General features: G+C 62.7%; 21 protein-coding genes. 15 read left to right on the top strand and 6 right to left on the bottom strand.

From position 1 onward, the window contains the following. Nucleotides 1-459: 459 nt before the first annotated feature. The gene (locus FCL40_RS05790) at nt 460-2,709 is read right to left on the bottom strand and encodes a carbohydrate binding family 9 domain-containing protein (protein ID WP_136852201.1); all 2,250 of its coding nucleotides are present in this window, start codon (nt 2,707-2,709) and stop codon (nt 460-462) included. Nucleotides 2,710-2,802: 93 nt separating this feature from the next. Beyond that, nucleotides 2,803-3,564: a sulfate transporter CysZ gene (gene cysZ, locus FCL40_RS05785; protein ID WP_136852200.1), complete on the bottom strand. Its 762-nt coding sequence runs from the start codon at nt 3,562-3,564 to the stop codon at nt 2,803-2,805. A 159-nt stretch (nt 3,565-3,723) separates the two neighbouring features. Here cysZ and smc point away from each other — a divergent pair, with 159 nt between their 5' ends. From smc to FCL40_RS05755, 6 genes are all read left to right on the top strand, one after another. Next, complete coding sequence (gene smc / locus FCL40_RS05780; protein WP_136852199.1) at nt 3,724-7,158, top strand: chromosome segregation protein SMC; 3,435 nt, start codon at nt 3,724-3,726, stop codon at nt 7,156-7,158. A 23-nt stretch (nt 7,159-7,181) separates the two neighbouring features. Next, nucleotides 7,182-8,138: a cell division protein ZipA gene (gene zipA / locus FCL40_RS05775; RefSeq protein WP_136852198.1), complete on the top strand. Its 957-nt coding sequence runs from the start codon at nt 7,182-7,184 to the stop codon at nt 8,136-8,138. 86 nt (nt 8,139-8,224) lie between these two features. Next, nucleotides 8,225-10,249, top strand: coding sequence for an NAD-dependent DNA ligase LigA (gene ligA / locus FCL40_RS05770; RefSeq protein ID WP_136852197.1), 2,025 nt, complete (start codon nt 8,225-8,227; stop codon nt 10,247-10,249). A 220-nt stretch (nt 10,250-10,469) separates the two neighbouring features. Continuing rightward, the gene (locus FCL40_RS05765) at nt 10,470-10,892 is read left to right on the top strand and encodes an Mpo1 family 2-hydroxy fatty acid dioxygenase (protein WP_136852196.1); all 423 of its coding nucleotides are present in this window, start codon (nt 10,470-10,472) and stop codon (nt 10,890-10,892) included. Between the two features lie 45 nt (nt 10,893-10,937). After that, nucleotides 10,938-12,155: an HD-GYP domain-containing protein gene (locus tag FCL40_RS05760; protein ID WP_169307016.1), complete on the top strand. Its 1,218-nt coding sequence runs from the start codon at nt 10,938-10,940 to the stop codon at nt 12,153-12,155. Continuing rightward, a complete protein-coding gene (locus tag FCL40_RS05755) occupies nt 12,155-12,952 on the top strand; it encodes an NAD(P)H-binding protein (protein ID WP_136852194.1) in 798 nt (265 codons plus the stop codon). Before FCL40_RS05760 ends, FCL40_RS05755 begins: the two co-directional genes overlap by 1 nt. Here the strand turns inward: FCL40_RS05755 and FCL40_RS05750 are convergent. Then, nucleotides 12,925-13,548: a helix-turn-helix transcriptional regulator gene (locus FCL40_RS05750; protein WP_136852193.1), complete on the bottom strand. Its 624-nt coding sequence runs from the start codon at nt 13,546-13,548 to the stop codon at nt 12,925-12,927. The two genes, FCL40_RS05755 and FCL40_RS05750, sit on opposite strands and share 28 nt — an antisense overlap. Before the next feature lie 84 nt (nt 13,549-13,632). Between FCL40_RS05750 and FCL40_RS05745 the strand changes: the two genes are divergently transcribed. The 5 genes from FCL40_RS05745 (at nt 13,633) to FCL40_RS05730 (ending at nt 17,511) form a co-directional block, all read left to right on the top strand. After that, entirely contained in the window at nt 13,633-14,295 is a 663-nt protein-coding gene (locus tag FCL40_RS05745; RefSeq protein ID WP_136852192.1) for an SIMPL domain-containing protein, read from the top strand. A gap of 35 nt (nt 14,296-14,330) precedes the next feature. Continuing rightward, nucleotides 14,331-14,453 (top strand): hypothetical protein, encoded by a 123-nt coding sequence (locus FCL40_RS18820; protein ID WP_267873502.1) that lies wholly within the window; start codon nt 14,331-14,333, stop codon nt 14,451-14,453. Nucleotides 14,454-14,562: 109 nt separating this feature from the next. Next, complete coding sequence (locus FCL40_RS05740) at nt 14,563-15,162, top strand: thiol:disulfide interchange protein DsbA/DsbL (RefSeq protein ID WP_136852191.1); 600 nt, start codon at nt 14,563-14,565, stop codon at nt 15,160-15,162. A 366-nt stretch (nt 15,163-15,528) separates the two neighbouring features. Further along, a complete protein-coding gene (locus FCL40_RS05735; RefSeq protein WP_028109806.1) occupies nt 15,529-15,795 on the top strand; it encodes a DUF4212 domain-containing protein in 267 nt (88 codons plus the stop codon). A 9-nt stretch (nt 15,796-15,804) separates the two neighbouring features. Next, nucleotides 15,805-17,511 (top strand): sodium:solute symporter family protein, encoded by a 1,707-nt coding sequence (locus FCL40_RS05730; protein WP_136852190.1) that lies wholly within the window; start codon nt 15,805-15,807, stop codon nt 17,509-17,511. A gap of 95 nt (nt 17,512-17,606) precedes the next feature. On the opposite strand, the gene FCL40_RS05725 is transcribed toward FCL40_RS05730, so the two are convergent. Then, nucleotides 17,607-17,831 carry a hypothetical protein gene (locus FCL40_RS05725; protein WP_136852189.1) on the bottom strand — a complete coding sequence of 75 codons (225 nt, stop codon included), beginning with the start codon at nt 17,829-17,831 and terminating at the stop codon, nt 17,607-17,609. 224 nt (nt 17,832-18,055) lie between these two features. Here FCL40_RS05725 and FCL40_RS05720 point away from each other — a divergent pair, with 224 nt between their 5' ends. The 3 genes from FCL40_RS05720 to FCL40_RS05710 all read left to right on the top strand — a co-directional run bounded on the left by FCL40_RS05720 (nt 18,056) and on the right by FCL40_RS05710 (nt 21,212). Continuing rightward, nucleotides 18,056-19,900, top strand: coding sequence for a DUF294 nucleotidyltransferase-like domain-containing protein (locus FCL40_RS05720; protein ID WP_136852188.1), 1,845 nt, complete (start codon nt 18,056-18,058; stop codon nt 19,898-19,900). Then, the gene (locus FCL40_RS05715; RefSeq protein WP_136852187.1) at nt 19,897-20,556 is read left to right on the top strand and encodes a 3'-5' exonuclease; all 660 of its coding nucleotides are present in this window, start codon (nt 19,897-19,899) and stop codon (nt 20,554-20,556) included. Before FCL40_RS05720 ends, FCL40_RS05715 begins: the two co-directional genes overlap by 4 nt. A gap of 89 nt (nt 20,557-20,645) precedes the next feature. Continuing rightward, nucleotides 20,646-21,212, top strand: a complete 567-nt coding sequence (locus FCL40_RS05710; RefSeq protein ID WP_136852186.1) for a hypothetical protein — start codon at nt 20,646-20,648, stop codon at nt 21,210-21,212. Nucleotides 21,213-21,253: 41 nt separating this feature from the next. On the opposite strand, the gene FCL40_RS05705 is transcribed toward FCL40_RS05710, so the two are convergent. After that, nucleotides 21,254-22,339: a ketoacyl-ACP synthase III gene (locus FCL40_RS05705; protein ID WP_136852185.1), complete on the bottom strand. Its 1,086-nt coding sequence runs from the start codon at nt 22,337-22,339 to the stop codon at nt 21,254-21,256. A 137-nt stretch (nt 22,340-22,476) separates the two neighbouring features. Next, entirely contained in the window at nt 22,477-23,157 is a 681-nt protein-coding gene (locus FCL40_RS05700) for a GntR family transcriptional regulator (protein WP_136852184.1), read from the bottom strand. A gap of 362 nt (nt 23,158-23,519) precedes the next feature. Here FCL40_RS05700 and FCL40_RS05695 point away from each other — a divergent pair, with 362 nt between their 5' ends. After that, nucleotides 23,520-24,083 carry a hypothetical protein gene (locus FCL40_RS05695; RefSeq protein WP_136852183.1) on the top strand — a complete coding sequence of 188 codons (564 nt, stop codon included), beginning with the start codon at nt 23,520-23,522 and terminating at the stop codon, nt 24,081-24,083. The last annotated feature ends 53 nt before the right edge of the window (nt 24,084-24,136 follow it).

The raw sequence follows: 24,136 nt of genomic DNA, 5'->3' as shown, positions 1-24,136 counted from the left end.
GGCTGGCAGGGCAGTAGCGGGGTGCTCCCAGTTGCACAGACTCGTAGTGGATCTTCACCAGGGCGGAAGCGTCATCGGTCAGTGTGTGGCGGAAACTGATTGGAGGGTGAGGCATGGGGCTCCCCTGAACAGTCCTTCGTTATCAGCAAAGTAGCAAGTTCAACGCGGAGAGCCATCAAGGGGTGAATGCGCTCCCCGATAGTCTGCAGTGGCCACAGGCAGAGGCCACCAGGCAGCAATTCCCAAAGTTCATACTGGCGTTTGGGGCAGGCAGTCCCCTCCCGCCGAACCGCCACCGCCGACAAGTCGGTGGTGGTGGGGAGCGCATTCGAAGTTGCCCGGGGTTCGCCGGGCGCCGCAGACTATGCCGCGTGATCCCGACGCTTGCAAAGAGCCTTTGATTATAGCTTATGCACCACCCCCGGGAGCCGGTGGCGGGGAGTTTTTTGGCTGGCCAGGTTAAAGCAGCCAGGCATAGCTGAACTTGGTGAACACGCTGCGCTCCAGATGCTCCAGGCCGTTGTCGAAACCGTCATTGAAGCGGCCATCGGCGTAACCCGCGTAGAACACCGTCTGAGGGTTGACCTTGTAGGCGTACAGCAGCTCGGTAGACACTGCCCGGGTTTTGGGATCCACCTCTGCATAGCGGTAGAGGCTGGGATCCCGTTCGATGTCGCGGTAGATGGCGGACAGCCTGAGGAAACTGCGCACGCTGAACTGCCAGTTGAGTCTCAGGTCGGTGAGATTGGCGGTAAACAGGGTGCCATCCTCTACCTTCAACTGCCGCCACAGGTGGTCTACCTCCATGACGATCTGAGGCAGGGGCTGCCATTTGACGAAGGTGTTGAGCTGGCGCCGGGTTGCCGGCTGATTGTTGGCAAAGTCGATGTCATCGCCGTAGAGGGGATGGAGCTCCAGCGCCAAGTTGCCCCGGGGCTTAAACTCGATATTCAGGCCACCGAAGGCTTCATGGAACATGGGGGCGTTACCCTCGAGCACAAGATCTTCGGGGCGCTCTCTGCGGCCGCGACGCTCCCGGGTTACCCCCCACAGGGCCAAGTAGCTTTGATACTCCCCCTCGGCGCTGAAGCGAAACTCTGCCTCCTGCTCCAGGCGTTCGCCATCGTTGCTCCGGGTTTCGTCGACGTCGCCATTCAGGCGCACCTTGGTGAAGAAGCTGTCTGAGGGGTACCAGTTGTAGCCTCCCCCCAGGATCGCCTTGGCCGAATCGACGCTTTCGATGAAGCCAAGGTCAGCTCGAAACGCCTGGTCGGTGTAACGATAGATGGCATAGGCGTCCCAGTTGCGGGTTGCGTGTTTGAGTTCCCCGAGGAAGTGGGCACCGGACAACTCCTGCCGGTGCGCTCGTGCCGCCTGTTCACCCTCGGCCTGCTTCGCCAGGTCGTCTGGGTACAGACTGTCCGAACCCACGATCAACCATTGCAGGTGGGTCTGGTCGGTGAAATCCAGACGACCATCGAGACCATAGGTGTAGTTGTGGTACTGGTTCGCGTTCCGACCGGTGGCGATGGCACCCAGTGTCAGGCTGTCGCTGTGGTTGTATCGATAGCGCATCGCCAGGTTGTTGCTGGGACCGCCCAGGCTGGCGATGTCGGAGCTGAGGTTGCCAGGCAGCAGGAAGTTGGTCTTTTCATCCCGGGTCTGCAGCAGCCCGAAGCTGTGATCGCCCCTGGCACCGGTGAGCTTGGATCCATATTCGGGTTCCGCCAGGTTGCGGGTATGCACCAGGTTGGAGTAGGTCTCGAACTGATCGGCATTGTCCAGGTAGAAGGGGCGCTTTTCCGGGAAGAACAGGGCGAAGGTGGTATTGACGTCCAGCTGGCCGGAGTCCGCTTCGACCTGGGAGAAGTCCGGGTTGACCGTCAGGTTGAGCAGGGTGTCCGGTGTCAGGTTCCAGCGCAGATCGCCGCCGAAATCCAAGTCATCGCTGGATTCCCAGGGCGCACTTTCGCTGCCGCGCTCCTCGCTTTGACGCAGGGTGAGCGAGGGGGTGATCTGCAACTGGTGGCTGGTCTTGGCCTCGCTGAGCCCGGTGAGTTCACTCATCTGGCACAGAGTACAGGCGATGTTTCTGTCCAACTGGGTGTTGGACAGGCGGTAGGTCTTATCCCTGGGCCAGAACCTCACCAGCTCCACGCCCCAGGTCTGCCTCTGCAGACGGTCATCGAAGTTGAACAGCCTCAGGGGCAGGGCGATCTCCACGATGAAGCCATCATCGGTAACCCGGCCGGCACTGTGCCAGATGCCGTCCCAGGCATCACTCTCGTCGCCGGTCAGCTCATTTTCGATGGAGTCCTGCTGTACCCCAAGGGGATTGATAAAGAACTGATAGGCGATGCGACCCTGGTTCCAGGTGTCCAGCTTGATACCCACCATGTCATCGCCCCAGGAGCGATCCCGGTCACTGAGGTTGGCCCGGATCTTAGCGGGATCGGGATCTTTGGCATGGAAGGCCACATACAGGGTGTCATCGTCGCTAATCAGCCAGGCGCTGGTGTCGACGGGAGCGGGGGTGTTCTCTCCAGGACGGGTCTCGATAGTCAGCGCTATCTGGGTGGCCTGTTTCCATGGGCCATCATCCAAGTTGGCGTCTATGGTGATGCTGTCATGGGTGGTAGGCAGGGAGAGGGCGTGGGCGGTCAGGGGGCAGCATATTATTGTTATCAGTGCTGCCAGGCGCATGGGCATGGTGTTGTATCCGATAGTAAAAAACGCCGCCCAATGGTGACATAGGGCGGCGTAGGCTTCGAACTGTTGTGGTAAGAAAATGTTACGTGGATATTATCTTCTTTCCAGAACCTGGGCGCGGTACTGGTCCACCCACAGGGCGGTGGCGCCGCAGATGGCCACCGGCATTACCACCAGGTTGACCACGGGGATCATGGCGAAGGCGGCCACCGCGGCACCGAAGGTGAAGGCGGGGCCCTTGCGCTCACCCAGGGCGGTGCGCATGACGCCGAAGTGGATCTTGTGGTTATCGAAGGGGTAGTCCAGGTACTGGATCGCCATCATCCAGGCGCTGAACAGAAACCAGATCACCGGGGCGAAGGTCTGGCCGATGCCGGGAATCACGAACAACACCAGCAGCAGCAGTGCCCTGGGCAGGTAATACTTGAGTTTCTGCCATTCACGGCCCAGCACCCTGGGGATGTCCCGGATGATGTCGGCGAACCCGTCGTCGTTGACCGACTTGCCGGTGAGGCGGCGCTCCACCTGCTCGGCCAGCAGGCCGTTGAAGGGGGCGGCGATCCAGTTCATCACCGAACTGAAGATAAAGGAGAACACCACCAGCACAGTCACCACCGCCAGCGGCCACAGCGCCCAGTCCAGCCAGCTGAGCCACTCGGGCAGCGACGCCATCAACTGCTCGATCCAGCGGGAGAGCTGCTGGAACAGCCAGTAGAATGCCACGGAGAAGAGGATCAGGTTGACCGACAACGGCAGCAGCACGAAGCGGCGCAGCCCCTTGGTGCGGATCAGCTCAAAGCCCTTGATGAAGTAGCTGGCGCCGCTGGCACCGGCCGGTAATATGGTTTGCTTCATAAACTCTGCTTAAAAACTCGCAACTTACTCTCATTTTGATGGCTGAATGTGGAAAAGGTCAACAACGGGGTTGTTGCTGGCTGTTACAAAACTGCCGGGGTTTTGGTAGAGTGACGCAACAAAAAATCCTGTTGAAATTGTTGGGAAATTAATCGTCCGATGCGGCTAAAACAGATAAAACTGGCCGGATTTAAGTCCTTTGCGGATCCCACCAAGGTCCCGTTTCCTGCACAGATGACCGCCATTGTCGGCCCCAACGGCTGCGGCAAGTCCAATGTCATCGATGCGGTGCGCTGGGTGTTGGGGGAGAGCAGCGCCAAGAATTTGCGTGGCGACGCCATGACGGACGTGATCTTCAACGGTTCCGGCAGCCGCCAGGCCAGTTCGGTGGCCAGCGTGGAGCTGGTGTTCGACAACAGTTCGGGCCGGGTCGGTGGACAGTTTGCCACCTTCGCCGAAGTCTCCATCAAGCGCCAGGTCAACCGCGACGCCCAATCCAGCTATTTCCTCAACGGCAACAAGTGCCGCCGACGGGACATCACCGACATCTTTATGGGGACCGGCCTCGGTCCCAGAAGCTATGCCATCATCGAGCAGGGGATGATCTCTCGCCTCATCGAGTCCCGGCCCCAGGAGCTGAGGGTGTTTATCGAGGAGGCTGCCGGCATCTCCAAGTACAAGGAGCGGCGGCGCGAGACGGAAAACCGCATCAAGCACACCAGGGAGAACCTGGAGCGGCTGGCGGATGTGCGCACCGAACTGGGGGCGCAGTTGGAGAGGCTGCAGCGCCAGGCGGATGCAGCCCGTCGTTATCGTACCCACAAGGCCAACGAACGCACCCTGCAAAACCAGCTGTTTGCCCTGCGCTGGCGGGAACTGAGCGATCGCATGGGGGTGCTGGAATCTCAGCTGGCCGAGAAGGAGACCGAGCACCAGCAGTGCCAGTCCGCCCAGCAGGGGGATCTCAGCACCATCCTGACCCTGGAGCAATCCCAGAGCGACATCAAGGCCCAATTGGCCCAGCAGCAGCAGGCGCTCTACCTGGCGACCAGTGAGGTCACCAGGCTGGAGCAGCAGATCCTCCATGGCCGCCAGCGCCACCAACAGCTGGAGGAGGAGATCAGGCGCACTCAGGCCCAGCTCGACGGCGACGAGGGGCGGCGCCAGGCCCTCATCGAGGAGCGCCAGGAGCTGGCGGAACAGCTTGAGATGCTGGAACCGGAGCTGGAGATGGCCGCTGAAGCCCTGATGACCCTGGAGGAGGAGCTGGAGCAACTGCTGGAGTCCGGCAGTGATCAGCAGTCTGAACTGTACCAGTCTCAGCACCAGGTGAGTGATCTGACCCGACAGCGGGATGTGTGCCGTACCCAGCAGGCGGCGGTGGCCCGTGAGCAGGCGCAGCTGGCCCAGCGCCAGGCGCGCTTGCAGGCACAGCTGCCTGTGCTGGCGGAGGAGAGCGGTGACGCCCTGGAGCAGGCCAGGAGCCGCCGGGAGGAGTTGGGTGAGCAGCTGGCGCTGCGCCAGGAGGAGCTGGCCGAACAGAAGCAGCTCAGGGCCGAGTGTGCGGATCTGCGGCGGCAGGCGGAAGCCACAGTGCAGCAGGTGCGGGAACGGCTGGGGTCGACCCGGGCAGAGCTGACCGCCACCCGAACCCTGATCGAGGGGCTGCAGCAGCGGCTGCCCGCGCCCTATGATCAGCTGCCCCGGGTCTGGCAGCAGATCGAGATAGACAGTCGCTGGCAGGTGGCGCTGGAGCAGGTGCTGGGCGAGTGGTTGCAGGCGGTGATCTCCGATGACACTCCGTTGCCGGAAGGGCTGATGGCTCTCACTCAGGCAGACTCCGGCAGTGTCCATGCTCAGTCATTGCTGGCCAGAGTCACCTCGCCGTTGAACCTGGCCCCCTGGCTGGGTCAGGTGCTCTGTGCCGACGATCTGGAGGCGGCTCGCCGCCGGCTGCCGGATCTGCAGCCCCACCAGTCCCTGGTTACCCCCAGGGGGGAGTGGCTGGGCCAGGGGTTTGTCCGTCAACCCGGAGCCGGTCAGCGCTCGGTACTGGCACTGACCGACGACGAAACCCGGCTTGGGCTGCGGGAAGCGCAACTGGAGTCTGAGCTGGACCACGCGGCCCAGGCCCTGGAGCAGGCCAACCACCGGCTGGCGCAGTGTGAACAGCGGGTGCAGGAGGGAGAACGGCTGTGCAACCAGGACGGACAGGCCCTGATGCAGGCGGAGCTGGAGCTGCAGAAACTGTCCCAGCAGACGGAGCATCAGTCGCAGCAGCGCCAGCAGGCGCTGGAGCAGCTGGAGGAACTGGCCCTGTTGCTGGAGCAGTCGGCGGAGCAAGCCCTGGAGCTGGAGCAGCAGCAGGAGCAGCTGGACACCAGCTTGGAGCAGCAACAGGCCAGGCTGGCGCAGCTGCAGGGGCAACACCAGAGCCATCAGGGCCAGAGTGATGCCCTGAGAGCCCGCGTCGCTCAGCAACAGGCTCAACTGCAGCAGACCACCCTGCAACGACAGACGGTCAGCACCCGGCTGCAGGGGATCGAGGCCCAACTGGGGCAACAGCAGGGCAGTGCCGAGCTGTGGCGCGGCCGGCTGGAGGAGGCCCGTGAGCAGCAGCAGGAGCTGTTGGAGCCCCTGGCCGAGCGGCAGATGGAATTGGAGGCCGCCCTGGAACGGCGCTCGGAGCAGGAGCAGGCGATCACCGCGCTGAACGCGAAGATGAACGGCGTCGAGGCTCAGCTTGCAAGGATTCACGAAGCCAACCGGGGCCAGATTGACCGGCTCAACACCCTGACCCAGGCGATCACCGAACTCAAGATGGAGCACGAGGGGCTGAGGGTTCAGGCTCAGGGCCAACTGGACCTGCTGGCGGAGTCCGAAGTGTCACTGAAGCTGGTGTTGGATCAACTGCCCGCCGACGCGGCGGTGGCCAGCTGGCAGGAGGAGCTCACCCGTGTCCGGGAGCGGATCAAGCGGTTGGGCGCCATCAACCTGGCGGCCATCGAGGAGTATGAGCAGCAGTCGCAGCGCAAGCGCTACCTGGATGAGCAGAATGACGATCTGACTGAGGCCCTGGATACCCTGGAGTCGGCCATTCGCAAGATCGACCGGGAGACCCGCCAGCGGTTTAAGGCTACCTTCGACGAGGTCAACCAGGGGCTGGGCGAGCTGTTTCCCAAGGTGTTCGGTGGCGGCAGCGCCTACCTGGCGCTGACCGATGATGACCTGCTGGAGACCGGGGTGACCATCATGGCACGGCCCCCGGGCAAGAAGAACGCCACCATCCACCTGCTCTCCGGGGGAGAAAAGGCCCTGACCGCCTTGTCACTGGTGTTCGCCATATTCAGGCTGAATCCGGCACCCTTCTGCTTGCTGGACGAGGTGGATGCGCCGCTGGATGATGCCAACGTGGGCCGCTTCTGCCGCCTGGTAAAAGAGATGTCCGAAACGGTTCAGTTTATTTATATTAGTCACAACAAGGTCAGCATGGAGATGGCTGACCAGTTGACCGGGGTGACCATGCATGAGCCGGGGGCATCACGCATCGTCGCGGTCAACGTCGAAGAAGCCGCTGCAATGGCTCAACTGTAAAAACTACAAGGTTCCACACCGCTATGGATGATTTTCGCATTATTTTGATTGTCGTTGGTTTGCTGTCTATCGTGGGTCTGCTGGCCCACGGTCTGTGGTCGATTCGCAGGCAACAACCCCGCAAGATGAAGGCGCGCCCCCTGCAGCCCCTGGAGCCGGAGCCCAGCCGTGACGCCAAGGGGTTTGATCTTAACGGGGTCGGGCAGGTGCGCACCATCAGCGGCGGCGAGCCGGAACAGCCCAGGGAGCCTGCCCTCTCTGCAGGCCACGAGGAGGCCGCCGCACCCGGCGCTCACACCAAGGTGGAACCTCAGCTGTTTGCCGACCCCGAGACGGTGCCCGCAGAGGTGCAACCGCTGGTCACCTCGGCTGCCGAGAGTGGCGCCGAGCCAGGGCAACCGAGCGAGCCATGCGAGACGCCGCAGCCGAGCGCGTCCGTCACGGAGCCGGAGATCGGTGCCCAGGAGAGGTGCGATGCCGAGGCGGTGGATCCGCTGTTCGGCGCCGATGAGGTGGTCGAGCCTGAGCCCCGGCAACCGGAAACCGGCCTGGTGACCTCTCCGGAAGATGTGCTGGTGATGCACGTGGTGGCTGCCGAGGGGCAGACGCTGCACGGAGCCGAGTTGTTGCACAACTTCCTGACCCTGGGAATGAAGTTCGGCGAGATGAACATCTTCCACCGTCACCAGGACAGCGCCGGCCGTGGTCCGGTGATGTACTCCCTGGCCAACATGGTCAACCCCGGCGTGTTCGATCCGGACACCATGGAGCAGTTCGAAACCGAGGGGGTGTCGCTGTTCATGACTCTGCCCAACCAGTGTGATGAGACCGTCGGCTTCTCGATGATGATGGGGGCCGCCCAGGCCCTGGCGGACATGCATGGTGGCAAGGTGCTCAACGATCAGCACCAGGAGTGGAGCGATATCAGCAAGGAGCGCTACATGGCACGTATTCAGAAGTTTGAAAGCCAGCCGGCCTGATCGTCGCGCCGGCTCTTCTCACCGCGCCCCGCCCGGGCGCTGGTTCACCCCACAGAGAAAGGCCGCCCCGGGCGGCCTGTTTAGTTATGACTGACAACGCCAAACAGAGAATTGAACGCCTCAGCCGCGAGATTGAGCGGCACAACCACGCCTACTACGTCGAGGACAACCCCAGCATCACCGACGCCGAGTATGACCGGATGATGCGGGAGTTGCAGGCCCTGGAGCAGGCCCACCCCGAATTGAAACTGGCCAACTCCCCCACCAGCCGGGTGGGCGGCCTTGCCCTGGACAAGTTCACTCCGGTGCGTCACCGGGTGCCGATGCTGTCGCTGGACAACGCCATGAACGAGGCGGAGTTCCTTGCCTTCTATGAGCGGGTCGGCAACCTGCTGGGCGAGTCGGAGATCGAGCTGTGCTGTGAGCCCAAGTTGGATGGGCTGGCGGTCAGCCTGATCTATGAAGAGGGTCAACTGGTGAGCGCCGCCACCCGGGGCGATGGCACCACAGGTGAGGGGATCATCGACAATGTTCGCACCATCAAGGCGATCCCCCTGGTGCTCAGGGGGGAGGGGGTGCCCAGGGTCCTGGAGGTTCGCGGCGAGGTGTTTATGCCCAAGGCGGGCTTCGAAGCGTTCAACGAACGGGCCCGTGCCAAGGGGGGGAAGACCTTCGTCAACCCGAGAAACGCTGCCGCCGGCAGCCTGCGTCAGCTCGACTCCAGGATCACCGCCTCCCGTCCCCTCAGTTTCTACGCCTACAGCCTGGGTGTGGTGGAGGGGGAGTCTAGGCCGCTGCCCGCCACTCACTATGACCAGCTTCAGGCCCTTAAGAGCTGGGGCTTGCCGGTCAGCGATCAGGTCAAGGTGGTGACCGGGGAGGAGCAGGCACTGGCGTACTACCGGGATATCCTGGCGCGCCGCGATGGGTTGCCCTACGAGATCGACGGCGTGGTCAATAAGGTGAACGCCATCGCCCTGCAGCGCCGGCTTGGCTTTGTGGCGCGGGCGCCCCGTTGGGCCATCGCCGGTAAATTCCCGGCTCAGGAGGAGATCACCCTCCTGGAGGGGGTGGAGTTCCAGGTGGGGCGCACCGGCGCCATCACCCCGGTGGCCCGGCTCAAACCGGTGTTTGTCGGCGGGGTCACCGTCTCCAACGCTACCCTGCACAACGCCGATGAGATCGCCCGTCTGGGGGTGATGGTGGGTGACAGCGTCATCATTCGTCGCGCCGGTGACGTGATCCCCCAGATCGTCTCCGTGGTGGCCGAGCGCCGTCCGGATAACGCCCGGCTCATCGAGTTTCCCGACAGCTGTCCGGTGTGCGGTTCCGCAATCGAGCGGCTGGAGGGGGAAGCGGTGGCCCGCTGTGCCGGCGGCCTCTACTGCCGGGCCCAGCGCAAGGAGGCGATCAAGCACTTCGCCTCCCGCAAGGCGCTGGACGTGGATGGCCTCGGAGACAAGATCGTCGAGCAGCTGGTGGACCGGGAGCTGGTGGACACCCCGGCGGATCTGTTTAAGCTCAGCGCCTCCACCCTGACCATGCTGGAGCGGATGGGATCCAAGTCCGCCCAGAACTTGGTGGCGGCGCTGCAGGCGGCCAGGGAGACCACTCTGCCCAAGTTCCTCTACTCGCTGGGGATCCGCGAGGTCGGCGAGGCCACCGCCGCCAACCTGGCCCGTCATTTCCGCACTCTGGAGGCGGTGGCCACCGCCGATGTGGAGCAGCTGATCGAGGTGGACGACGTGGGGGAGATCGTCGCGCGCCATGTGCACAAGTTCTTCCGTGAGCCCCACAACCAGGAGGTGATAGCCGCCCTGGTGGATCCTGAGCGGGCCGGCATCCACTGGCCCGAGATGGCGCAGGCGGACGAGTCGGAGCAGCCCCTGAAGGGGCAGACCTGGGTGCTGACCGGAACCCTGAGTCAGATGAGCCGCAGCGAGGCCAAGGCGGGTCTGGAGGCGCTGGGAGCCAAGGTCAGCGGCAGCGTCTCCAAGAACACCCACTGTGTGGTGGCCGGAGAGAAAGCCGGCTCCAAGTTGACCAAGGCCCAGCAACTGGGGGTGGAGGTGATGGACGAGCAGGGACTGCTCAGCCTGCTCGGCGGTTGACTTGAGCCCGGGGGCTCATTGTAATAGCCTTTGAGAAACAGAATGTTGTTTGGATGGTTACCCAAGAGTCGCCGACTCTCCATCTCCTTGGTGAGTCGGGGTAAGATGACGCTGTAATCTTAAGGTAACGACCTCCGGCGGCGTCGCCGTCGGCAGAGGCTTAAGGTAGCGGTATTTCCTCTAGCCTGATGACCGGCCAATGAGATCAGGGAGACCTCAGATGAAATCCGTAGAGCAGTGGTTCACCGAATATGGTGAGAGTCACCGTAACCCAACCAACAAGATGATTCACTGGATCTGCGTGCCGCTGATCACCTTCAGTGTCCTCGGCATGCTTTGGTCCCTGTCACCCTGGGTGGCGCTGCTGGCGGTGGCGGCGGCACTGCTCTTCTACCTTCGACTCTCCCCCCCGCTGGCGGCAGCCATGGGGGCGATCGCCCTGCCGATGCTGTGGGTGATCAGCAATCTGAGCCAGATCCTGATGCTCAGTGTGCTGATCTTTGTGATGGCCTGGATCGGCCAGTTCTACGGACACCATGTGGAAGGAAAAAAGCCCAGCTTTTTTAAAGATGTTCAATTTTTGCTCATTGGTCCCATCTGGTTGCTGGGGTTTATCTTCCGTCAGCAGGGATGGCGCTATTGAGTCTGAGTCGAGCGGTAACCGAACCGGATGAGAGGGCGCATGGCGGTGACTGAGATCCAACTGCCGATTGAGAAGCTGCAAGTGGGGCAGGCGATCCGGCTGCCCCTCTCCTGGAAGGAGCACCCCTTCCTGTTCAGCCGCTTCACCCTCAAGGACAACCAGCAGATCGCGGTAATAGCCAGGCTGGGCCTGAAGTATGTCTACCTGCAGGTGGAGGAGTCCGAGTCGTCTCGGCAAAGCGAGGGGTTGGCCGTCTCCGAGCCGCCCTCGGTGACCGAGGAGGAGTGGGCCGAGCGCCAGGCCGAGGAGCAGCAAAGGCTCGAGAGCATCGAGTACCACCGCCAGCTGCGCCGCTGTGAACAGGGCTACCTCAAGGTGCTGGAGCAGACCCGGGGTGCCTACGGCTACCTGGCCGCCTCGCCCGACCGCGCCTTTGCCGAGGCCAGCGCGGCGATCGGCCTGCTGCTGGAGCAGTTGGACGCCTATGGTGAAAAGATTCTGCTGCTGCAGTTGGCGGCGCACCAGATGGGCAAAGGGTTGCACTACCATGGCGTGGCCGTCTGTGCCCTGGCCATCGTCCTTGGCCGTCACTGCGGCTTTGATTCCGCCGACCTGAGATTGTTGGCGATGGCTGCCCTGTTCCACGATGTGGGCAAGTTGCGTATCCCCCACAGCATCCTCAATAAGCGTATTCCCCTGACCCGGCCGGAGCAGGCCTACCTGGAAGCCCACCCCAAGTTGGCACTGGAGATGCTGAGGGGCGCCGCCCTGGGACACAAGCGCATCAGGCTGATGGTGGCCAATCACCACGAGATGCTGGATGGCTCCGGCTACCCCCAGGGACTGAGGGGCGCGCAGATCTGCCCCCTGACCCAGGTGCTGAGCGTGGCCAACGAGTACGATCACCTGATCAACGGCTCCCATAAGCAGCTCTCCCCGCACCTGGCCCTGGCCTACCTGTTCAAGCATCGCCGTGGTCAGCTGAACCTCGACTACGTGCAGACCCTGGTGAAGGTGCTGGGGCTCTATCCCACCGGCTCCCTGGTGCGCCTGAGTAGTGGCGACGTCGCCAAGGTGGTCGCGGCGGGGAAGGGGGATCAGAAGGCCCCCGAGGTGATCCTCTATGATCCCAGGGTGCCTCGCCGCGAAGCGCCGGTGGTCAGCCTGGCTAAGCTGGGGCTGACGGTGGTGGCACCCGTGGCGGAATCGGAGCTGCCTGGCTCTGTCCGTGATTATCTGAGTCTCAATCTGGGAGGGGCCTGATGTCCCACGTTCTTGTCGCCGGGGCCGGTTGGCTCGGGCTGCCCTTGTCCGCCGAACTGGTCGCCAAGGGATATGATGTTACAGCAACTCGCCGCAGTGAGTCCGGTCTGAGCGCGGTGAGTGGTGTCGGCGCCCTGCCTTTGCTCGTTGATCTGGAGCAGGAGATTCCACCCCTGCCCAGGTGTGATGTGATGGTGTTGTGCCTGCCGCCGGGCAGACAGGCCGACGCCCTGCCGTTCCATGAGCGGCTTGCCCCGCTGCTGGATGCCGCAGTCGAGGCGGGGATCGCCAAGGTGATCTTTACCAGCGCCACCAGTGTCTATGGACAGCTCCGGGGCCGAGTCGATGAATCGGTGCAGGTGGACGAAGGAGAGCGTGCCGCCCGAATGCTGAAGGTGGAGCAAGCCGTGCGCCAAAAGTTTCCGCGGGTGACCATATTGCGATTGTCCGGCCTGGTGGGTGGGGCGCGCCATCCCGGACGCTTCCTGGCAGGCAAGCGCGAGCTGCCGGGCGGCGACGATCCGGTCAACCTGGTGCACCGGGAGGATGTGATTGCTGCCATCCTGGCACTGCTGCGGGCCGATCACTGGGGAGAAACCTTCAACCTGGTCTCCCCACATCACCCCAGTCGCCGCCGCTATTACGGCTTCTGCACCGACCGGCTGGGGCTGGCCCCCCCGGAGTTTGAGGCCGGCTTCCACCAGCCACGCTGGGTGGAGGGGCAGCGCATCTGCCAGCGTCTCGGCTGGCGCTACCGCTACACCAATCTCTATGTGCTGCCCGAGCTGATCCGGTAGCAGCAGCGATGGGCACCGGTCAGGATGTGCTGTTCCCGCTCGACCCGGGCCGGGGCCAGCAGGGCCTGGAACAGGCACAGTTCGTGGCGGCAGAACCCTTGGCAGGCTCGGGCGGCGCTGCAGATGGGACAGTGATCCTCGAGCAGTAACCAGTCGTCACCGTCTCTCTCGATGCGGGCCAGGTAACCCTCTTCGCTGCGGAGACTGGCAAGGCGCTCGAGTCGGAGGGGCAGGGCGGTGATGTTGTCGAGCCTTTGTTGGTACTCCTGCAACTGCTGCTGCCCCCGGTGATCCAGCAACCGTTCTACCGCCGCCTCTCCCTCCAGGGCGATCAAGCTATTAATCATTTGAATTGCCACATCATTGTGTCTGTCACCGAAACTTTGATGCCCCTGGCGGGTCAAATGCCAGTGACGACTGGGACGGCCCTTACCCTGCTTTCTGTCGAAGTGGCCGACCAGGGACTGTTGTTCCAGCTTTTCCAGGTGTTGCCGGGCGCCCATGGTGGTCACGCCCAGGGCCGCCGCCAGCGGCGTGACTGGGGTAGGGCCGAGTCGTTTCAGTAGGGATAACAGTTGTTGCTGATTAGAGGACATGCTGGCTATCTCGTTGATGCTTCATGTCAATCTTACCTGGTTCGATTATTTAATCAAACTTTTGCTTTATATAAGGAGGCCTGGATGAAGGCGTGGATGTTGGCGGTATTGATGGCACTCCCCCTTGGCGCGATGGCCGGCGGGCGCTGGGTTGAGGTGACCGGCCAGGCCCAGGGACAGCTGCCGGTGGACCGGGTGCAGCTGGAGGCCCACGTGGACAGGCTGGCCAAGGATCCGGCCACTGCCAAGGAGCAGGTGGATGCTCAGGTGGCCCGGCTGCTGGAGTTGTTCAGGCAGAACAACCTTCCCAAGGAGAGGGTGGATGCCGGATCGCTGCGGGTGATGCCGGAGTACCACTATGAGGAGCGCCGCCGCGAGTTGGTGGGCTACCGGGCGGTCCGCAGCATCGGCCTGAGCCTGGACGCCGGCGAGTCCGGACGCTGGCTGGCGCTGCTGTTGGACAACGGGGTGACCCAGGTGGAGACACCCAGATACTGGTCCAGTGAATGGGCACAGTACCAGAGGGGATTGATGGAGTCCGCCTTCCAGGATGCCCTGGATAAGGCCGGGCGCCTGGCCCGGGTCAGTGGCAACAAGCTCGGGGAGGTGCTGGCGATCCAGGAGGTCAATGGTCCCATCCCCAGGCCGGTGATGGCGATGAGCCGGATGGAAGCGGATCACGCCTACCAGCCCGGTGGCCAGGAGATGACGGCCACCGTGCTGGTGCGGATCGAACTGACCGATTAGATCCGCTCCGAGCGGTTCAGTCCCTGGGGGCGCTGATGTTCATGATGTTCCTCGGCAGTCTGGTGCACCGTCTGGCGGCGGTGCCGGTTTGTTTACCTGATAAAGGCAAGGGGTGTGCCATTCCGAAATCCCTTTACTTTGTGACCATTTGGGATTGAGGGGGGCCGTGGGTTAACATGTGTCAACAACGTCAGCTCGAAGGCTATCGGGCGGCAGTAGAGGGAGGCAAGGCCTTGCCTCCTGGATATTTTCTAAGAGGATTGATTTGTGATTGCGAGACTGTTCGCGCTAGCGCTCATGGCGGTTGCCTTCGTCGCGCCCGCCCAGGAGTTCAGGGAGGGGGTTCACTACAAGGTGGTGGATGGCCTGTCGGAGTCCAATACCCCGGTGGTCAGGGAGTTTTTCTCCTACTATTGCGGCCACTGTTATCGCTTCGACCCTGCATTCAAGCAGATCACCCTGGCCCTGGGGGACAAGGTCAATATCGAGCGCACCCATGTGAGCTTTAACCGCGACAGCTGGAAGCTGGCGGCCAAAGGGTTCTACATCAGTGAGATCCTCGGTGTCAGTGGTCAGACTCACGAAGCGTTTTTCTCAAGAATTCAGCAGGATGGTAAGCCACTCCACAGCGATGCGGAACTCAGGCAGTTCTTCGTCGACCACGGGGTCAGCGGTGCCGACTATGACAGGGTTGCCAGCAGTGGTGATCTGAAGCTGAAGCTGGCCGATGGCGACAGTCGCACCGCCCTGGCCAAGATCACCGGCGTTCCGTCGGTGCTGGTCAACGGCAAGTATCTGGTGGTCAACCCCGGCCGTACCCTGGGCGACTATGTGGAGTTGGTTCAGTACCTGCTGACCCGGCCCTAGCCCTCTTCGCCGGGCCGCCTGGCCCGGCGACCATCCCCCGCCTCGTCTGCCTTCGACCAAAGTCTATCGCCCCTGAGAAAGTCCTCAGAGACGAGATTAAGCATCTGAAATTAAAGGGGTATTTCGGTTGTCTTAGACCGTCTCTGTCCAGCCTTAGACTAAGGTCTACGAGGCTCAGACCGCTCCCCTTGCTAGGTTAGAACCGACGAGATGCCGATCACGTTTTGCATCCGGCCTGGCGTTGCGACCTGTGTCCATTCACATCTATCCAGCGTCATAAGTTGTGTTTCAAGAAGCAGTTGCATAGGCCGGATGCGCATTGGATGGGCGATCACTACTACAAGAATGGAAACATGGGGAGCGATTATGGCATTCGAAAGTACCGAATCCGCCAAAGCGTATTGGAAGGAAAATCTCAGGCTGCTGCTGTCACTGCTGGTGATCTGGTTTGTGGTCTCCTTTGGTTTTGGCATCTTGCTGGTGGAGCCCCTGAACAGCATCAAGCTGTTCGGCTTTAAGCTGGGGTTCTGGTTTGCCCAACAGGGGGCGATCTACGTCTTTGTGGCGCTGATCTTCGTCTACGTGGCCAAGATGAACGCCCTGGACAAGAAATACAAGGTTCAGGAAGACTAGGAGCGTACCATGGAACTGCAAACACTCACCTTTATAATCGTCGGCCTGACTTTTGCGGTGTACATTGGCATCGCCATCTGGGCCAAAGCCGGCTCCACCAACGAATTCTACGTCGCGGGCGGCGGGGTACCGCCGGTGGCCAACGGCATGGCCACCGCCGCCGACTGGATGTCGGCCGCCTCCTTCATCTCCATGGCGGGGTTGATCTCCTTCATGGGGTATGACGGCGGCGTCTACCTGATGGGCTGGACCGGCGGATACGTGCTGCTGGCCCTGTGCCTGGCTCCCTACCTGCGTAAGTTCGGCAAGTTTACCGTGCCCGACTTCATCGGGGACCGCTACTACTCCCAATTGGCCCGCATCGTAGCCGTGGTCTGTGCCATCTTTGTCTGCTTCACCTATGTGGCAGGCCAGATGCGCGGCGTGGGCGTGGTGTTCAGCCGCTTCCTGGAGGTGGACATCGTCACCGGCGTGGTGATCGGCATGGCCATCGTGTTCTTCTACGCGGTGCTGGGCGGCATGAAGGGGATTACCTACACCCAGGTGGCCCAGTTCTGCGTGCTGATCACCGCCTATTTGGTGCCTGCGGTGTTCATCTCCATCATGATGACCAACAACCCCCTGCCTCAGCTGGGCTTCGGTTCGACCCTCAGCGACGGGTCGGGGATGTACCTGTTGGATAAACTGGATGGACTGTCGACGGAGTTAGGGTTCAACCAGTACACGGACGGCTCCAAGAGCACCATCGACGTGTTCTTCATCACCGCCGCCCTGATGGTGGGGACCGCCGGCCTGCCTCACGTGATCGTGCGCTTCTTCACCGTGCCCAAGGTGAGTGACGCCCGTCTCTCTGCCGGCTGGGCCCTGGTGTTCATCGCCATGCTGTACACCACCGCTCCCGCGGTTGCCTCCTTCGCCCGGGTGAACATGATCAACACCATCAACGGCGAAGATGGCCGTGGCATCGTCGGTGAGCAGGCGCCCTCCTGGGTGAAGAACTGGAGCGACACCGGCCTCATCAGTTGGGAGGACAAGAACGGCGACGGTCGCATGTTCTACTCCGGCGATGAGCGCAACGAGATGAAGATCGACCGTGACATCATGGTACTGGCCAACCCCGAGATCGCCGAACTGCCCAACTGGGTGATCGCCCTGGTGGCGGCCGGTGGTGTGGCGGCGGCCCTGTCCACCTCCGCCGGTCTGCTGTTGGTGATCTCCACCTCGGTGTCCCATGACCTGTTGAAACGGTCGTTGATGCCCAACATCACCGACAGACAGGAGCTGACCTATGCCCGAGTGGCGGCAGCCGTCGCCATCATGGTGGCGGGCTATCTGGGGATCAATCCGCCGGGCTTCGTGGCTCAGGTGGTGGCGTTTGCCTTCGGCCTGGCGGCGTCCTCCTTCTTCCCGGCCATTATCATGGGGATCTTCTCCAAGAAGATGAACAAAGAGGGTGCCATCGCCGGCATGATCTCCGGCATCAGCTTCACCGCGGCCTACATCATCTACTTCAAGTTCATCAACCCGGCGGGCAACGTTCCCGAGAACTGGTGGTTCGGCATCTCCCCCGAGGGGATCGGTACCCTGGGGATGATGGTGAACTTCATCGTCGCCTTTGCCGTGAGCAAGGTGACCGCGGCGGTGCCCGAGGATGTTCAGGACCTGGTGGAACAGATCCGTTTCCCCAAGGGCTCTGGCAAGGCCCAGGCCCACTAAGCTGACGTCAGCAAACAACAAAGAGATGGGGCGGTATGACCGCCCCTTTTTTATCTTTGTTACCCTGGTCAGGGTGGCCAAACTGGCATCCGGGGTCAGATCATGGTGAGGTTGACGATACGCAGGACGATGCCGATAAAGAGAAACAGAATTCCCATGCGGTAGAAGCGGAACTCGGCAATGGTGAAGTCTTTGAGCTTGCCGACCCACACCTGCCAGAAGCCGTGCAGGTGCTTCTGGCGCCTGCTGTAGAGGGTGAGCGAGGTGAGCACCAGAACGGCGCCGCCGAGTAAGAAGAGGGGCTCGATTACTGTTAACATAGTGGGGCTCCTTGCCTGTGATGGGTTGAGACTATCAAAGACGGATCACCGGCACGAGCCGACTTCGACTAAAGGACTAAGGCCTGTTGGCCTTTTCGGATTGTTTTTGCGCCAACATCTGGCCATTGTGGTATCAGCACGCCTGTAGTTGGCTCTCAATGAGGATGCAGCCCTTCGGGCCCAGACTCTAAACACCTACGAGACACACGCCCTAGGAGACCGAAATGGACCATGGTCTTACTCCGCTGGTGCAGTTCCTGTCTGACACTGTGCCCTTCGATACCCTGCCCCGGGAGGCGAGGGAGAGGTGCGCCGCCAGCATCGAGATCGCTTACGCCAGCCGCCGCGACCGGATGATTGAGTTTGACCCGGATAACCCCAGCCTCTACCTGATCGCCAGTGGCGTGTTTGAGCTGCACAGCAAGGAGGGGGAGCTGCTGGCCCGTCTCGACAGCCACCAGTGCTTCGGGTTCAGGGCGCTGCTGACTGGTGAGCCGACGGCGGCGGATATCCATATCATCGAAGATGGCCTGCTCTACCTCATCCCCCAAGCGATGTTCGACGAGCTTCGACACCACCACAAGGAGTTTGAGCGCTTCTTCAATCGCCAGCACGGCCAGCGGATCCGCCTCGGAGAGCGTTATGACAGTCACAGGCACACCAACGCCATGAAGCTGGCGCGGGTGATGAGCGCCGACGTGGTCAGCGGCGAGGCCGGGATGAGCGTGGCCGAGGCGGCGGCGAGGATGAGTGAACACCGCATCTCCTGCCTGCCCATCACCCATGAGGGCAGGATCATCGGCATCCTCACCGATCGTGATTTGCGCAACCGGGTACTGGCCAAGGGGGTGGCGGTGACCACCAGGGTCAGCGAGGTGATGACCGTCGAGCCGCTGTGCGCCGAGCCCCAGGCCACCTGGTTTGATGCCCAGTTGATGATGACCCGTAATAACATCCACCACCTGCCGGTGGCCGAAAGCGGCAAGCTGGTGGGATTGGTGACCAGCAACGACCTGATGCGTCAGCTGGACTCGGACCCGGCGCTGATCATCAAGCAGTTGAATCGCTGTCACGACCTGGATGGGCTGGTGCGGGTGATGGAGGGGGTGCCCAAGCTGGTCAAGGCTCAGGTGGCCGCCGACGTCTCCGCCGAGCAGGTGGGGCGGCTGCTGACCGCCATCTCGGACCGGCTGACCGAGCGGCTGATCAACCTGGCCAAGGCGCAGCTGGGGCCGGCGCCGATCAACTGGTGCTGGCTGGCGTTCGGCTCCCAGGCGCGGATGGACCAAGTGGTGGGATCAGACCAGGACAACGGCCTGCTGCTGGCTAAGGAACCCAGTGACGAGGAGAGGCAATACTTTCTGTCACTGGCCGAGTTTGTCTGCCGGGGTCTGGACCGCTGCGGTCAGACTCTGTGCAAGGGCGGGGTGATGGCGATGAACCCAAAGTGGTGCCTGTCGGAGCAGGGCTGGAAACACCAGTTTGATCGCTGGATCTGCGAGCCGGAGCCGATGGCGGTGATGCACAGCTCCATCTTCTTCGATATCCGCGGCATCGCCGGGGACCTGGCCTTGGCCAGGCGGTTGCAGCAGTACGTGGTGCAGCGGGCCAGCCAGTCCGACTTTTTCCTCACCTACCTGGCGCGCAACTGCATCAACCGCCGTCCCCCGCTGGGCTTCTTCCGCCAGTGGGTGCTTGACAAGGATGGGGAGCAGAAGGAGGGGGTGGACCTGAAACACCGCGGGCTGGCGATCGTCAACGACATCGGCCGTCTCTACGCCCTGGCGTGCGCCAGCGAGGAGGTGGAGACCCCCAGGCGCCTCAAAGCCGCCATGGAGGCGGGGCTGCTGACCCGCACCGATGCCCTCAACATCGCCGATGCCCTGGAGTTCATCCGTCAGCAGCGGCTGGATAACCACGAACGTCAATGGCAGGCGGGGGAGAGGGCCAGCAACTACCTGGAGCCCCGCTCCCTGTCTCAGCTGGTCCGTCACCAGCTTAAAGACGCCTTTGTGGTGGTCGGCCAGGCCCAGGACGGCGTCAAGCTCAAGTTTGGGAAGCAGCTGTGAGCCTGTTCAGCGGCAAACTGTGGCGCTGGCGTTGGCAGGCCTGGCGCAGTGGCGAGAGTGTCCCTGTCGCCGAACACCTGGGTGCTCGCTTTCGCCAGCTGCCGCTGCTGGCGCTGGACCTGGAGCTAACCGGGTTGAACCCGAGGCAGGATGAGATCGTCAGCATCGGCGCGGTGCCCCTCGACGGCGGTCGCATCCAGTGCCGCCAGGCGTTCTACCAGTTGGTGAAGGCCCGGACCGGCGTCGGGGAGTCCGCCACCATCCACGGCATCGTCGATGGCCAGCTGGAGCAGGCGCTGTCGCCGCAAGCCGCCCTGGCGCGGCTGTGGCCGCTGCTGGAGGGACGGATCCTGGTGTGTCATAACGCCGAGCTGGACCTCGCTTTCCTAGGACGGGCCCTGTGCCAGTGCCGGGTATCGGACGCGCCGCTGCTGGCGGTGGACACCCTGGAGCTGGAGAAGCGGCGGCTGTTGCGCCAGGGCAAACACCTCGCCCCGGGGGACCTGACCCTGGCCGGTTGCCGCGACCGCTACGGTTTGCCCTACTACCCCGGCCATGATGCCCTGGTGGACGCCCTGGCCTGTGGTGAATTGCTGATGGCCCAGGCCGCCGCCATGGGGGGCAATCCCTTGCTGGGTGAGCTGCTCGGGCCCTGAGATCACCTCATATCCGGTAACAGTTTCCCCCTCTGGCACTCGGGCGGTTCGTTGCTAGGATAAACACAGGCATCAACCTGGAGGAGCCCATGGCCATACCCTGGATACTGGCGGCCCTGGCGGGGGGGCTGGCGGCGGCGGACTACAAACGGGGCCGGGACCGGGCCCGTCGGCGCCGCTACCATGAACTCAGCCCCGATCCCCGGCTGAAATTGCGTCCCAGCGAGTGGGACGAGGGCAAGGCCAGGGTGGACCCCAGGCCCGGCTCGCTGGTGGCTTGCCATGTCTACGGGGCGGTGGAACATGTGGGCCTGTGGGTGGCCCCGGATCAGATCATCGAACTGCACGGCAGCGGATTGGTGCGGCTGGTCTCGCCGCGCCGGTTTGTCCAGGGGCGCACCGGCCGCAAGCTGTTTGTCTGCGTCGACCGCCATCACCGGCCGCTGACGGTGGTGGCCTCTGTGGAGCGGGCGGCCCGCTGCCTCTACCAGCACCGCAACTATGATCTGTTCAGGGACAACTGCTACCGCTTCGTCTGGTACTGCCTCACCGGCGAGCAGCGCCGGTTCGACAGTTTTGGCGGACTCAACCGTGCCCTGGCTGGGCTCCATGGCTGCGATCTCTACTGGGATGCGGCGAAGGTCGACCTGAAATAGCAACGGCGCCGTTCGGCGCCGTTGCTGATGCTGGGGTGGGCTCAGCCCTCGAGCTTGGTCCTGGCGGCGGCGACGGCCGGCGCGATCAGCTCCAGGCCGCTCTTGTCGCACGGTGGCAACTGGGCGTCACTGGTGTTCACCGGAATGACCCGGTCGCCCCACTTGATCACCGCCGCGGCGGAGGTGAGACCGGCACCGAAGGCGCAGGAGAGCAGGGTGTCTCCGGGCCGGATACGGCCCTGTTCCAGGGCGTCACACAGGGCGATGGGCACGGTAGCGGCAGAGGTGTTGCCATAGTTCTCGATGTTGATGAACGCCTTCTCGGCGGGCAGACCCATCTTGCCGATCAGGGTATCGATGATGCGCACATTGGCCTGGTGGGGCACCACCAGGTCCACCTGATCCAGGGCGGTGTTGCTCTCGGCCAGCACCTTCTGGCCCAGGGCGGACATGCCGGCGATGGCCCGCTTGAAGATCTCTCGCCCCTCAAACTGGAACTGGAAATTGGCGGCGTCCGGGCTGAGGCGATCCATGTCGGAGCCGAAGGCGGCCACCTTGAGGATGTCGCGCGCCTGGGGATCGTTGTTCATGGCGTAGCTCAGCACCCCGGTGGGCTCGTCGCTCTCTACCGCCTCCAACACCACGGCGCCGGCGCCGTCACCGAACAGTACCGCGGTGTCCCGCTGCATCCAGTTCAGCAGGAAGGTGAGTCGCTCGGCACCGATCACCAGCACCCGGCGGCACTGGCCGCTGCGGATCTGGGCGGTGGCCAGGCCCAGGGCGTAGAGGAAGCCGGAGCAGGCGGCGTTGATGTCGAAGGCGGCGCACTGGGCACCCACCTCGGCCTGAACCGTGGCGGCGATATTGGGCACCAGGGTGTCCGGGGTGGCGCTGCCCAGGATGATCATATCCAGATCGCTGCCGTCAATGCCGGCGGCGGCCAGGGCGTGCTTGGCGGCCACGGCGGCCAGGGCGGAGGTGCTGACGTGGCTGATGTGGCGCTGACCGATGCCGGTGCGGCTGCGGATCCACTCGTCAGAGGTCTCCATGAAGGTGGCCAGGTCGTCGTTGGTCAGGGTGGCCGGGGGCAAACACTTGCCCCAGCCGGTAATCTGGGCATGTAGCATGAACGCTCTCCAAAAAGCACGGGGTGTGGTTAACTGGTCACACCACCATTCGGAATTGCAGCATCATACCAGCGGCCGCCGGGGATGTCCTCCCCCGAGTCACCGGCAGTGCTGCGGCGGGGCCATGGGCCTCACGGTTATTGTTGATTATCGACGTGCTGCTGCACCAGCCGCTCCACGCCGGACTTGGCGTGCAGGATGTGGTTGGTGAGCAGGGTGACCGCCGCCTGGACGTTTCGTTGCCGGCACAGTTCCAGCAGCTGGCGGTGTTCGGTTTCCGCCCTGGGGATGCCCCCGGTCAGCAACAGCTGCAGGCGGATGTAGCGGTCGGAGTTGGTGTTGAGGCTTTTGATCACCTCCATCGCCTGCGGCCGGTTGGCCCCCAGGTAGAGGGCGGAGTGAAATTGGGTGTTCAGTTCACTCCACATGTTGATGGCGTTCTCCTCGCGGAAGGCGGACTCCAGCTGCAGCAGCACCGCTTCGGCGGCGTCCAGCTGCGCCTCGCTGAGGTGAGGGATGGACTTGGCCAGCAGATCCGGCTCAATCAGGGCGCGCAGTTCAAACAGTTCGCCGGCTTGTTCCACCGACAGCTCGGTGGCGGTGGCGCCCTTGTGGGCTTCGAACTTCACCAGACCCTCGGCTTCCAGCTGCACCAGGGCCTCCCGCACCGGGATGCGGCTGACGTTCAGCTCCTCGGCCAGTGCGCTCTGCCTCAGGGGCTCTCCCGCCTTGATGTCGCCGGAGAGGATCTTTTCGCGCAAAACCTCCACCACCAGCTGGGTGCGGGTCTTGTGAACAATGGGGCTGGCCTGACTCATAGTTGCTTACTTACTGATTACACAGGCTATAGGGTAACTAGTTTGACGGTGATTGAAAAGGCGCAAGGGCGCTGGTGGGCCAGGGCTGGCCTGGGTCGGTACCGCAGAGGTGACACTGCTGTCAGGCCTCCGGCTGTGGACCCGATCCCTTATGGCAGCGACCCGAGCTCACACCTGAGCCCGGGGGCGCCAGGGGCCAGGTGTGTGTCGCCCACCGGCCAATCTCGGATCCAGCCTGACGGAAGGCTTCTATTACAACTTTGGTTGGTGCGCGCCAGTTCCGTGTTCTAGGCTGTTTCATTGCAGCATATACATCCCCCTTGATGATCCAACTCTGGATTTGTAATCCAAGGAGACGATCCATGAAAACCCTGTTACGCATGATCAGCGCGGTTTCTCTGCTTTGCCTGACGTCGGCGCCGGCCTGGGCCAATGAGCAGGGGGCGGGAGATCTGCTGGTGCTGAACCTGGTGGGAACCGGTGAGATGTATCAGAGCACCGTACCGGACATCGATGGTGATGGGATGGATGACGATGCCATCTGCTTCGATGTGCAACTGATGGATGCCAATAACCGCCGTCACATCGGCAGCGCCACCGATTGTCTGTCAAACATCACCCCGGTGGGCTCGGGTATTGCCCTGGTAGGCACCACCTTCTTCCACCTTCCGCAGGGCACCCTGGTAACCCGGGGAAACACCTCGGTTCAGCCCGTGGTTCATAACACCGTTACCCCCTCCGGGCAGACGATCACCCATGTGACCGGGGCGGCCGGCACAGGCAATGCCATCCTGTGGGGCAGCAAGCGGTTCGCCGGTGCCATGGGGACCGTCAGGTTGTCTGGCATGGTCGACTTGACCCGGTTTGCCGGGAACCCGGGAGACCCCATGGGGTTTGACTGCCTCTTTGTCATCCATCTCTACTGAGACTCTGGCAGAGGGGCCTCCGGCCCCTCTGGAACCTGTCTTTACATGCTTGG

Source organism: Ferrimonas sediminicola (genome assembly GCF_005116715.1).
GTDB classification, from domain to species: Bacteria; Pseudomonadota; Gammaproteobacteria; order Enterobacterales; family Shewanellaceae; genus Ferrimonas; species Ferrimonas sediminicola.
Note: the sequence above shows the minus strand (reverse complement) of the source record. Positions and strands in the feature narration are given on the sequence as shown.